6 protein-coding genes and 1 pseudogene are annotated in these 12,385 nt (G+C 40.9%); 1 reads left to right on the top strand and 6 read right to left on the bottom strand.

Annotated elements, in window-relative coordinates:
- Window positions 1–3,683 (bottom strand): annotated as a pseudogene (locus H5157_RS18635) (Ig-like domain-containing protein); the annotation flags it as partial.
- A gap of 356 nt (window positions 3,684–4,039) precedes the next feature.
- Between H5157_RS18635 and H5157_RS18630 the strand changes: the two are divergent.
- Complete coding sequence (locus H5157_RS18630; protein WP_182725262.1) at window positions 4,040–5,275, top strand: TMEM143 family protein; 1,236 nt, start codon at window positions 4,040–4,042, stop codon at window positions 5,273–5,275.
- A gap of 76 nt (window positions 5,276–5,351) precedes the next feature.
- On the opposite strand, the gene H5157_RS18625 is transcribed toward H5157_RS18630, so the two are convergent.
- The 5 genes from H5157_RS18625 to H5157_RS18605 all read right to left on the bottom strand — a co-directional run bounded on the left by H5157_RS18625 (window position 5,352) and on the right by H5157_RS18605 (window position 12,363).
- A complete protein-coding gene (locus H5157_RS18625) occupies window positions 5,352–8,489 on the bottom strand; it encodes an efflux RND transporter permease subunit (RefSeq protein ID WP_182725261.1) in 3,138 nt (1,045 codons plus the stop codon).
- A gap of 8 nt (window positions 8,490–8,497) precedes the next feature.
- On the bottom strand, window positions 8,498–9,745 hold the full coding sequence (locus H5157_RS18620) for an efflux RND transporter periplasmic adaptor subunit (protein ID WP_182725260.1): 1,248 nt from the start codon (window positions 9,743–9,745) through the stop codon (window positions 8,498–8,500).
- On the bottom strand, window positions 9,742–11,004 hold the full coding sequence (locus H5157_RS18615) for a TolC family protein (RefSeq protein ID WP_182720520.1): 1,263 nt from the start codon (window positions 11,002–11,004) through the stop codon (window positions 9,742–9,744). The genes H5157_RS18620 and H5157_RS18615 overlap by 4 nt, the downstream gene beginning before the upstream one ends.
- A gap of 150 nt (window positions 11,005–11,154) precedes the next feature.
- Entirely contained in the window at window positions 11,155–11,463 is a 309-nt protein-coding gene (locus H5157_RS18610) for a hypothetical protein (protein WP_182693098.1), read from the bottom strand.
- Window positions 11,464–11,544: 81 nt separating this feature from the next.
- Entirely contained in the window at window positions 11,545–12,363 is an 819-nt protein-coding gene (locus H5157_RS18605; RefSeq protein ID WP_182725259.1) for an AraC family transcriptional regulator, read from the bottom strand.
- Window positions 12,364–12,385: the final 22 nt, after the last annotated feature.

Below are 12,385 nucleotides of genomic sequence, written 5' to 3'. Positions count from 1 at the left end.
GTTAATGTGCCATCATTAAGGTTGCTTGCATCAATCGGATCGGTCACGTATTCACCGTTTTGAACGGTTGCTTGTACTTCAACTGGTGGGTTAACGCCATCGCTAATGCTTACCGTAACCGTTTGACCATCTTCAATATCGGTAACTGTACCGCGCACAACAATAGCTTCACTTTCGCCGTTACCGTTAATAACTGAGTCGGCTGTTTTATCAATACTGGTGGTGATGGCAGCGGTGTTATCTAATTCAACTGAATCTTGCGCTGTTACAGAGTTACCAGCTAAATCAGACGCTGTTGCGGTCGCGGTTAATGTGCCGTCGTTCAATGCACTAGCATCAATTGGATCTGTTACATATTCACCGTTTTGAACGGTTGCTTGTATTTCAACTGGCGGGTTAACACCATCACTGATTGTAACGGTAACCGTTTGACCATCTTCAATATCCGTAACTGTACCGCGCACAACGATAGCGTCGCTTTCACCATTGCCGTTAATAACACCGTCGGCTGTTTTATCAATGTTTGTGGTTATTGCAGCGGTGTTATCAAGCTCTACTGAATCTTGCGCTGTTACCGGGTTGCCAGCTAAATCAGACGCTGTTGCGGTCGCGGTTAATGTGCCATCGTTAAGGTTGCTTGCATCAATCGGATCGGTTACGTATTCGCCGTTGGTCACTATTACCGTTGTGGTTACTGCTGGGTTAACACCATCGCTAATGCTTACTGTAACCGTTTGACCGTCTTCAACGTCAGTAACCGTACCGCGCACAATGATAGCGTCGCTTTCACCGTTACCGTTAATTACTGAATCGGCTGTTTTATCAATACTGGCGGTTATTGCAGTGGTATTATCTAGCTCCACTGAATCCTCAGCGCTAACAGGGTTACCTGCTAAATCAGACGCCGTTGCAGTGGCGGTTAATGTGCCGTCGTTCAATGCGCTTGCATCAATAGGATCTGTTACATATTCACCGTTAGTAACAATTGCTTGTACTTCAACTGGCGGGTTAACGCCATCGCTGATTGTGACGGTAACCGTTTGACCGTTTTCAACGTCGCTAACCGTACCGCGCACTATAATTGCGGCGCTTTCGCCATTGCCGTTAATAACACCGTCGTCGGTTTTATCAATACTGGTGGTAATGGCTGCGGTGTTATCTAATTCAACTGAATCTTGCGCTGTTACAGGGTTGCCTGCAGCATCTGAGACGTTAACTGTGGCTGTTAATGTGCCGTCGTTTAGGCTGCTTGCATCAATAGGATCTGTTACATATTCACCGTTTTGAACGGTTGCTTGTACTTCAACTGGCGGGTTAACACCATCACTAATTGTAACGGTAACTGTTTGACCGTCTTCAACGTCGGTAACGGTACCGCGAACAACAATTGCGGCACTTTCGCCGTTACCGTTAATAACACCGTCGTCGGTTTTATCAATGCTGGCAGTAATAATTGCTGTATTATCTTGCTCAAAAGAATCTGTAGCTTGCGAAATATTTCCGGCTGAATCAACAACACTTGCAGTCGCTGATATATCACCGTCTACCAATGCTAATATATCAACATCAGATAATTCATAACTACCATTTTCAACGATAGTTGTAACTTCTACTTTATTGCCTGCTGAATCTGTAAAGATAATAGTAACTTCTTGACCATCTTCAACACCATTTACAATACCGCTTAGTGATAATTCAGTATTTTCAGAACTACCATTAATAATGCCATCTTCAGTTTTATCAATTTCTAGGGTAAGAGTACTTTGTGTATCTTTTGAAAAATTAACACTTTGCGTTGCTTCGTTTCCTGCTGCATCAAAAATACTAATTTCAGCTGAAATTTCACCATCAAGAAGTGACTCAATATCGCCGCTAATTTGCCAGTTACCATTTTCATCAACTTGTGTAGTAACAACTATTTGTCCATTGTTACTATCTGTAAATGTAACAGTAACTAACTGTCCTGGTTCAATACCTGAAACAGAGCCGCTTAGAGTTACATTATTTTGTTCCGCACTATTAATAATACCGTCTATATCTTGCGCTATTAAGTTAGCAGCAACCGAGCTGTCGTATTGAGTTTCATCGGAGGCATTTGCTGGGTTTCCAGCAGAATCTTGTGCTGTTGCAGTGGCTGATATTGTTCCATCATTTAATGATGAAATATCAACACCCGTTAGTTCATAAGCACCATTAACAACAATCGCTGTTACTGTGATTGGAGGATTTACACCATCACTTAAAACAACAGTGACTGTTTGGCCATCTTCAATACCACTGACGGTACCTTTAATAGTAACGTTTGTATCTTCTTCGCTATTTATTACACCATCTTCGGTTTTATCTATTTCAACCGTAATCGCAGCCGTTGCATCTTGAGTAATCACTTGCGTAGTTGTTGCGGCATTACCAAGTAAATCTTGAGCTTCGGCCGTTGCGCTAATTTCACCATCATTTAAAGTCGAAATATCAACATCTAATTGATATTGACCATCGATTACGACAGCTTCAACAATAACTTCATTACCCTCTGAATCTTTTAGAATAACTGATACTGTTTGACCGTCTTCAATACCTACGACAGTACCAGTTATATTAACTAAATTTTCTGAACCACTTATTACGCCATCTTCAGTTTCGTTTACTTCAATAGTAATAATCGCGGTGGTATCTTTTAAGAAAGTTTTTTGAATTTGAGTATCATTTCCAGCTTCATCTATAGTGCTGACTAGTAAAGTAAAGCTACCATCTGCTAAATCTATAAATGGCTCAGGACCAATACTCCATTGACCATTAACTACTGTTGCTTCATAGGTTGCAACTACATTCCCTTCAGAATCGATTATATCAACGGTTACTAACTGTCCATCTTGAACATCTATAACTTCACCAGCAATTTCTAATGGAGTATTTGTATTTAAACCATCTTCAAAATCAATAAATATACTTGCTTGCGTGTCTTTAATTTTTGTTTCGCTAGCTGAGTCATCTTCACTGCCGCCGACTAAAGAAACCCTTGCGGTTACTTCACCGTCATTGAGTCCTGTAATATCAATATTTTCTACAGACCAGAAACCATTTTGAACTTCGGTTGTTATTGTTATTTCATTACCGTCTTGGTCGCTCAATATAATTTGAATCAACGTACCATCGGCAACATTTTCAACAGTGCCTGAAAACTCTAAAGCAACAGCATCATATTTATTTATATATATACCGTCACCGCCTAAACGGCCCACGTTAAATACAGGATCTCGCGTAAACTCAATAAAATTTGGATCTTCTTCTTTAGCCGTTGCATCTGGTGTGGTTTCATAACCAGAATCAGGTACTAATTCCTGCGCTTGACGCGAAATTAATTGAAGCATCATTGCTGCTTGGCTTCCATCAACTCGGCTAGTTTGAGTAGCATTATTGTCAACACTGAGTTGTTCAAACGAAGCATTTTGCCCTAAATCTGTAACAAGCTGTGCAATAATATCTTTTGGAACGATAAAATTTTGATCGCTCTCAGGAAATATAAGTTCGTTACCTTCAAGTTCAATAGCGCTACTATTTAATATTGGTAGATCTCGTAATTCTTCTGGAACTGAGTCAACTTTAACCCAGTCACCATTTTCCATAACGATCCAAATATTATTTAGTAGTTCAACAATTACAACAGCTTGATTTATATTTTCCAAAATAGATCCTAGGCAATTTACAAAATTAGGTTAAATTAAACGACAATTTATTTGTCTTATAATACATGATAAAGCATTACAAAAAAACAATTTTAAATTACATTAATTTAACATCGTTATTGCTATATATTTATATATAACCAGTATTACATAATTAACAAACAAGAATAAGCAATTCTTTATCACTAACAAAAAAAACAAAACTAAAAGCTTACTTTAATTCAAAATAAAACATACTTTATAATTTTTTACTTGTACTACTAACATTTAAATAAAATAGATCGAGCTCAATTAGTTAACAAAGTATAATAATAACGATCTTTAAATTTAATATGTATGAAAGCAGTCAAAAAAATATGCAAAGTGCGCGTTTTATTCCCTTTAGAAAGCAAGATATTGTCGATATGTGTAGCGAAGAGCTTAAAAGCAGTACACAAAAAACATCGTTTAAACAATTTTGTGATTTACTAGCAAGCCTTATTCATTACGATTACCACGCAACACTTGAATCACTTAAAAACAACTACGCACCCTTTGATCCCAATAGTGACACGCGATCATTAGCGCCAGTATCGGAGGATCAAAAAGCGCAGTGCCAACGAGATTTTGCTAAAGATTTTGCTAAGGTACTTAATGCAGCTAACTTTGAAGTGATCACCAATGAAGACTTACAAGATGCATTGAACGAAGAGTCACTATTTAAGGTGCGCCTTGAAGTTGAATTTGACGACTTTGAAGAAGTGGTTTTTTATCGCCGTGGCGAGTCGCAACTGACCGAAACCATAACTAGCTTTTGGGGCCTTCGTAAAAAGCCGCTGCACTTTACTAATTACGACCGTGTTGCGGTGTTTATTCGTTTTAAAGATAAAGCCCACTTTGAAGCTAAAAATAAAATACCTTTAGGGTTCGAGCCAAGCTCTACCATAGTGAAACTGTTTCAAAATGTTCCAAAAGCCGATCTCGAAATGCTATTTCCTAACAGTGAAGTACGCATGCGCCCTATTGATAAAGCAATTATTGGCTCATCGGCTTTAATTGGCGGTGCGGTGGTACTTATAACTAAGCTTGGTGCATCAATTTTATTATTGCTTGCTCTGTTTGCTTTTTGGGGTGGCTTTAGAAGTGAAGCTGTCGAAATGACGCAACAACACTTTATTACCTTTGCTATTGGTATGGGGGTATTTGGCAGCTTTATTTTTAAAGAATGGAGTAAGTTTAAAAACCGTAAAATTAAATTTATGAAAGCACTTAGCGATAACCTCTACTTTAAAAACCTTGATAACAACGCCGGTGTTTTTCACACCCTTATAGACGCCGCCGAAGAGGAAGACATAAAAGAAGCGCTGCTTGCGTATACGTTTTTACTAAAATCAGAAAACGGCTTAACCGCCCAAACGCTTGATGAACAAATAGAGCATTGGTTTAAAAGTAAATATCAGTGCGAACTCGACTTTGAAATTAGCGATGCGCTTGAAAAGTTGGAGCGTATGCGCTTAGTGACGTGTACTAATGATGTGTATAGCGCAATAAATTTGGAAAACGCAAAAACTATTTTGGATGAGCGCTGGGATAACCTTTTTCAATATAATTAACCTGCAAAGTTTACTTAACAACAAAAAAGCAGCTGAAACTTCAGCTGCTTTTACGTTATCTAACAGGTGCAATTAGCTAAGCAGCTTGATGCCTAGTAAACTTTGCATGTACTAGCTTATAAAGTGCAGGCAATATTAATAGCGTAAGTAAGGTTGATGAAATAATCCCTCCTACAACAACCGTCGCCAGCGGCCGTTGTAGCTCAGCGCCGGTGCCTGTATTTAGCGCCATAGGAATAAACCCTAAACTTGCCACTAAAGCGGTCATAAGTACTGGGCGCAGGCGCGAAAGTGCACCTGTTTGTATCGCATCTATTAAACTGAGCCCATCGGCTCTTAATTGTTTAATAAACGACAGCATAACCACACCATTTAATACCGCTACACCACTTAGCGCTATAAACCCCACGCCTGCCGATATTGATAACGGCATATCGCGTAATAGTAACGCAAGCACGCCACCTGTCAGTGCAAGTGGTACGCCGCTAAATATAATTAACGAATCACGCAGTGAATTAAACGCACTGTAAAGCAGGCCAAATATAAGCAATAAAGTAACTGGCACCACCAGCGATAACCGCTTACTTGCCGATTCTAATTGCTCAAATGTACCGCCGTATTCAATCCAATAACCACTTGGTAAATTAAGATCTGAATTTAAAGCGGCTTGTGCATCACTTACAAAGCTTGCTAAATCACGCCCTTCTACATTTGCAGTAACAACAACATTACGCTTACCGCTTTCACGGTTTATTTGATTAGGCCCTTTATCAATACTAATATTTGCAACTTCCCCTAGCGGTACAAATGCAAGGTCTGGGTTGGCACTTTTGGGCACGCCCACTGGCAAACGCGCAAGCTGTGATACATCGTTTGACCAGCGCTCATCTAAACGCACTAATAACGAAAAGCGTTTATCGCCTTCATAAATAAGTCCGGTTTGTACACCGCCTACCGAAGCACTTACACTTTGCTGTATATCGGTTACTGTTAAACCTAACAGCGCCATATGATCGCGAAGCGGCGTTACCGAAAGTGTAGGCAAACCTTCCATTTGCTCAAGGCGTACATCAGTTGCGCCTGTAATGTTTTGCACCAAGGCTGTGGCTTTTTCGCCATACTGTTTTAATGTTGATAAATCATCGCCATAAATACGCACCGCAACGTCGGCGCGCACGCCTGCTATTAACTCGTTAAAACGCATTTCTATAGGTTGCGTAAACTCATAATTATTACCTGGTACTTCATTTACTAAATGGCGAATTTGCTTAACCAGCTCTTCTTTACTTAAAGCGGGATCAGGCCATTGTTCACGCGGCTTTAACATTAAAAAGGTATCGGCAACGTTAGGTGGCATAGGATCGTTTGCTACATCTGGGGTGCCAATTTTTGAAAATACTTTTTCAACTTCAGGTATGTCTAAAATGGCTTGCTCTAGCTCTTTTTGCATTTTTACCGATTGTTCAATACCGGTGCCGGTAATGCGCAGTGCGTGCATCGCTATATCGCCTTCATCAAGCTGCGGTAAAAATTCAGCGCCCATATTTTTAACTTTAAAACCAAGTACAATTACAAGCACAGCAGCAATGCTTAACATTACCCATGGCAACTTAAGCGATAAACCAAGTAGTGGTTTGTAGCCTCTTTTTATACCGCGCATAACCGCATTTTCGCTCTCGCTCACCTTGCCACGTACACATACCGCAATAGCGGCAGGTACAAAGGTAACAGCAAAAATAAGTGCGCCAACTAGTGCGGCTACAACCGTAAATGCCATTGGCTGAAACATTTTGCCCTCTACACCACTAAGCGCAAACAGCGGCAAATACACCAGCATAATAATTAAAATGCCAAACACCGCTGGGCTAAATACTTCTTTAGTAGCGGCGGTTACAACACTTAAACGCTCATTTAATGTAAGTAGCCGGCCATGTTTATGCTGCGCAAGGCCAAGTTGCCTTAAACAGTTTTCAACCACAATTACAGCGCCATCAACTATTAAACCAAAGTCGATTGCGCCTAAACTCATTAGATTACCCGATACGCGATTACCTACCATGCCGGTAACGGCAAATAACATACTAAGCGGAATAACCATTGCCGTAATAAGCGCACCAGTTACATTACCTAATAACAGCAGCAAAATAACAATCACTAGCACCGCGCCTTCGAACAGGTTGGTTTTTACGGTTGCTATGGTTTTATCAACAAGGGTTGTGCGGTCATAAACTGCTTCTACCACAACACCTTCAGGCAAGCTTAGCTGTACGTCTTTGAGTTTATCAGCCATGGCTTTTGCCACTACGCGACTGTTTTCGCCAATTAGCATCATGGCGGTGCCGAGCACGGTTTCTTTACCGTTATAAGTAGCAGCGCCGGTTCTAAGCTCTTTACCTAAACGCACATTTGCTACATCTTTAATCCGTACTGGTGCATCATCGCGCTTAGCAACAACCGTGTTAGCTATATCATCTATGGTTTTTAATTGCCCTGGTGAGCGCACTAAATATTGCCCATCAAAGCGTTCTATAAACCCTGCGCCTTGGTTGCTGTTATTTAATTTAAGTGCAGTAATTACATCGCTTAGCGTGAGCTTATAAGCGAGTAGTTTTTCAGGCACGGGGGCTACTTGGTACTGGCGCTCAAAGCCACCTTGGCTATTAATTTCGGTAACGCCTTTTACTTTTAATAGCTGCGGGCGAATAACCCAATCTTGCAGAGTACGTAAATCCTCTGCGTTAAATGGCGTGCCATCGTCTTTTATCGCGCCTTTATTTGCATGCACAGAGTAAGTAAAAATCTCCCCTAGCCCGCTGGCAATTGGCCCTAAGTTTGGCTCAATATTGGCTGGCAAGTCTGAGCGAATACTTTGAATGCGCTCTGATATTTGCTGGCGCGCCCAGTAAATATCGGTGCCTTCGTTAAAAATAACGGTAACTTGCGAAAGTCCATAACGCGAAATCGAACGAGTGTAATCAAGCTTTGGTATGCCCGCCATAGCGGTTTCAATTAAATAGGTAATGCGCTGCTCTGCTTCAAGCGGGGTAAACCCAGGCGCTTTTGTATTTATTTGTACTTGCACATTAGTTATATCGGGTACGGCATCAACGGCTAAATTTTGTGTGTTGTATACACCAAACCCAGCAAATAAAAGCGTGAGCGCAAGCACCATCATGCGGCGTTTAACCGCAAAAGAAACTATCCAATCAATCATGCTGCCTCCTAGTGTGAGTGGCTTGCGCCGCTTTTTAAAATATCGGCTTTAATTACATAACTGTTTTGCGTTACGTACTCACTATTTGGCGAAAGCCCCTCAAGTACCTCTACCCACTCGCTGTTTTTAGCACCAAGCTTTACAGGGCGTACTTCAAATACATTGCCGCTTTTAATAAACACACTAGGTTTGCCGTTAAATTCCTGCACAGCTGTAGCCTTTACTCGCACTGCAGCATCTACTTTTGCAGTACTAATGTCGCTATTAACATGCATACCAGGACGCCAATGACCATTAGGGTTTTTAAGCTCGATTCGCGCACGCGCAATATGCCCGCCGCTCATCATCGGGGCTATGTAAAACACCTCACCTTGCGCATTTAAATGATGATGTAAATCGTACACTTTTGCGCTTTGTCCTATGGCGAGCTTTTCAATATTTTCAGGAAAAGCCGAGAGCTCGACCCATACGGTTTCAAGGTTTACTATTTGCATTAATGCGCTGTTGGCAAGCTCACCGCGCTTTAAATATTGCTCGGTAATAACGCCTGTAATTGGGCTTTTTATGGTGTAATTTTGTAGGGTTTCGCGGTTGGTAATACTGGCAAGTTTATCGCCTTTTTTAACGTTTTGGCCAATGCTTACAAAGATATCGTTAACTAAGCCGGTATAAGGCGCCATTACTTCAACGGTGCCGTGCGCGGTGGGTGCTATAACACCAAATAAAGTATCTGTTAGTTCAACGCTACCTGCTTTTGCAATGTCGGTTTTAATTCCTGCGCGTTCAATTGCTTGGGAGCTTAGCGTTGTACGCCCTTCTTCTTGCTCATAATGATAATTTATTTCAACGCCTTTATAGCGTGCCATTACATCAAGCTTAAAAGAATGCGGCTCGTTTACGCTCACGGTACTTACTAAATAGTCATCTTCGGCTTTGAAGCGAATAAGCTGTGGCTCTTCACTTAAACGCTGCACGTTTATGGTTACGTCTAACTGATTTATATCCACAGCTTTATCGTTATTAAAGCCATATATTCGCAGCTCGGTATTACCTGCAAACTGGGTTAACTTAAGCTCTAAATCAAGGGCGTTATTGGTTAGTAAAAATCCGCCGTGTGGGCCTTTTTGTGTGTGTTCGTCTTTGTGGCCTTCTTCGTGACCTTTTTCATGATGGCTATCAGATGCCATAGCCGTGCTACTTAAAAATGGGAATGTAAATAATTGCGTTATAAATAATGCGATAAGAGTGTTATTCATGATTGATGAGTCTCAATTAAAGGTTGGCCAGTTAAACGCTCAAGGGTAAGCAGCACTTGATATAGCTCGCTATGGATGTTGATAAGTGCGCGTTTAGAATCAAATAAAGCTTGCTGTGCGTCGAGTAATTGCAACACCGATATTTGCCCTTGTTGATAGCTTTTTAAACTTTGTTTTATAAGCGTTTGTGCTTGTGGAATAACTTGCTGTGTTAATAGCTGTGCCTGCGCAGTTTTACCTTGGTAATACGCATACAAAGTGCGTATTTGCTGGCGTAGCTGAACACGTAATTGCCCTTGTTGCTCATTAAGTAGCGTAAGTTGATGCTTTGCAGCCTCAATATTACCGCTATTAGAATTGCTTAATTGCAGTGGCATTGAAAAAGAAAACACCAACGAGCTGGCATCAGTTTGCTGGTTATATCGCACGCCACCACCCAGGGTTAAATCGCTTTGCCCGCTTGAGCGTTGCAGCGACAAATTAGCCGTTTGCTGCATATATTGCTGCTGCAGCAGTGCAAATTCAGGTGCTGTATTTACCGCATCAAGTAGCACTGCTTCACTTTTAACAGCAGCTATTTGTGATAAATCGCCAGCATAGTAATCACTCACTTGCGGCTCTTGCCAAAGCTCGGTTAGAGCTAAGCGCGCACGCTCAAATTCGCTATTTAGCATCAGCGTATTTAAATCTACTTGGCTTAATGCATAACGCATGCGGGTTACATCAGCACTTGAGGCTGCACCCGCTTTAGCGCGTTTTTCAATTGCGTTAAGTGCCTGCTTAACGGTGTTTTTACGCTCACTATTTAAAGCAATTAACGCCTGAAATTTAAGTATTTGGTAATAGCGCTCAGCGGTGGTTGCTAAAAGTGCTAACCGAGTATTTTTATACTCAATTGTTTGCGCTTTTATATTGGCAGTGGCGTAATTAATACGGTTTTGCCGTTTATCGCCCAGCTCTATTAATTGACTTAAAGCCAGCGTGTACTGCGCCCCCGAAAACGCATGAGAGCCGTGAGTTCCTAAAAAGTTTTCAGCTTCAAAACTCAGCTCAGGATTAGGTGAAAGCGCAGCTTGGGTTTTAAGCGCCGTTAATATTTTTTGATGATACGGGTAGCGTTTAAGTTCAGCATTTTGCTGCTCGGTATTTTTAAGCGCTTGCTTTAGCGTTAATACGTTTTGAGGCTCATTTTTTGCCAAAACGCTCATTGCAGGTAATGCGCACAGTAGCGCCACCAGCATAAGTGGTTTTTTATTCATATAGCATGTCCGTTTTTTAACAAACAGAGTTGACTTAATCACTACGCCTATTTTAAAAACAAGCGCAATTAAGCAACCTAAATATGTACATAACTAGCCTTATAGCGCACAGGCGCAGGCAGTTATTTACAAAGTGTTTAAAATTAAAAACTAGCTATAAAAATTTGGTGGCGGAACATCTGGTGGATAGTTTAAACCGCTATAGCACGCAGGCAGTGTAGCTTGGCTTTGCTCAGGGCTTATAGAGTGATTTAGCGTACTGTAGTAACCACAGTGGCAATGCTGATGGGCATGTATTTCAGTAGGTGATTGCGCATCTTCATCGTTTACATTTGCTTGAGAATGAACATGCGTAGCATGATCAACTTCTTCTTGCAGATGATACGCCGCCGCATCACAGCTAATAAAGCTGTGCACAAGCACTAAAAGTATCACGACTAAAAAGTAGTTTGAGCGCATTACCTACCTAAAAACTCTAAAATGCAATTTAAGAAATCGCACAATACCTTAAATTTATTCAAATGTAGAGAGCCGCTTACGTTATTTTCTAAATTCACTTGGTGATATACCCGCTGATTTTTTAAACCGTTTAGAAAAATTAAATATATTAGGATACCCCACGTAAGCAGCAATATGGGCAACAGGCCAGCGGGTATTTAGTAGTAAGCTTTTAGCTCGTTTAATGCGTAAATAAATAAGCTGCTGCATAGGGCTTTTACCAAATTGCGCTTGGCATAACCTATGTAAATGCGGTGCTGAGTAATGCACGTGCTCGCACATAACTTCTATTGTCCAATCAAACTGTAAGCGCTCTTCTACCTCTAAAAACAAGCTGGTTAATCTGTTTTGCCCACCTATTTGCGGCTCGCTTTGAAGCGTAGTGTTTAAATAGTGGCTTAAAATAGGCATAACACCTTCGCGCAAAGTAGCGTTACTTTCGCTATATAAAAGCTCCATAGCTAAATGTAATGGCGCTAATTGCTGATTAGTTAATACCTTAGCCTGTGCTAAATTCAAGTGTTGCCAGCGTTTAGTGTTTGCAAGGTTTAGCCAAATAACATCCCACTTTTCGCTTGCTATTTTAACCTCAAAACTTTGCCTTGCAGGCAATATAGCTAAGCTATTTTCAGTTAATGAGTATTGGTTATTAACTGTTTTAAGTGTGCCCTGACCAGTCAAAGTATAAAAAAGAGTGTGTTCGAGCGGGTTAGTACGTGCAACACAATAGTCACCCAATAAATTAGAGCAACCTGCCAGCTCTATTTCAAGGTTTGGCATTTGCGAAAGCGTCGTTAAATCAATAAACCGCTCTGTACACTCTGGGCCAATATCGAGTACATCTACAATAGTGTTGCGCATAATTTAAAATGATAGTTTTGGA

The sequence above is a fragment of the Pseudoalteromonas sp. SG43-3 genome (assembly GCF_014164385.1).
GTDB classification, from domain to species: domain Bacteria; phylum Pseudomonadota; class Gammaproteobacteria; order Enterobacterales; family Alteromonadaceae; genus Pseudoalteromonas; species Pseudoalteromonas distincta.
This window is presented reverse-complemented; position numbering and strand designations above follow the sequence as displayed.

Excerpts from the sequence above, each read along its gene's own strand:
- H5157_RS18630 (WP_182725262.1), top strand. The coding sequence starts at position 4,040 with ATGCAAAGTGCGCGTTTTATTCCCTTTAGAAAGCAAGATATTGTCGAT.
- H5157_RS18625 (WP_182725261.1), bottom strand. The coding sequence starts at position 8,489 with ATGATTGATTGGATAGTTTCTTTTGCGGTTAAACGCCGCATGATGGTG.
- H5157_RS18620 (WP_182725260.1), bottom strand. The coding sequence starts at position 9,745 with ATGAATAACACTCTTATCGCATTATTTATAACGCAATTATTTACATTC.
- H5157_RS18615 (WP_182720520.1), bottom strand. The coding sequence starts at position 11,004 with ATGAATAAAAAACCACTTATGCTGGTGGCGCTACTGTGCGCATTACCT.
- H5157_RS18610 (WP_182693098.1), bottom strand. The coding sequence starts at position 11,463 with ATGCGCTCAAACTACTTTTTAGTCGTGATACTTTTAGTGCTTGTGCAC.
- H5157_RS18605 (WP_182725259.1), bottom strand. The coding sequence starts at position 12,363 with ATGCGCAACACTATTGTAGATGTACTCGATATTGGCCCAGAGTGTACA.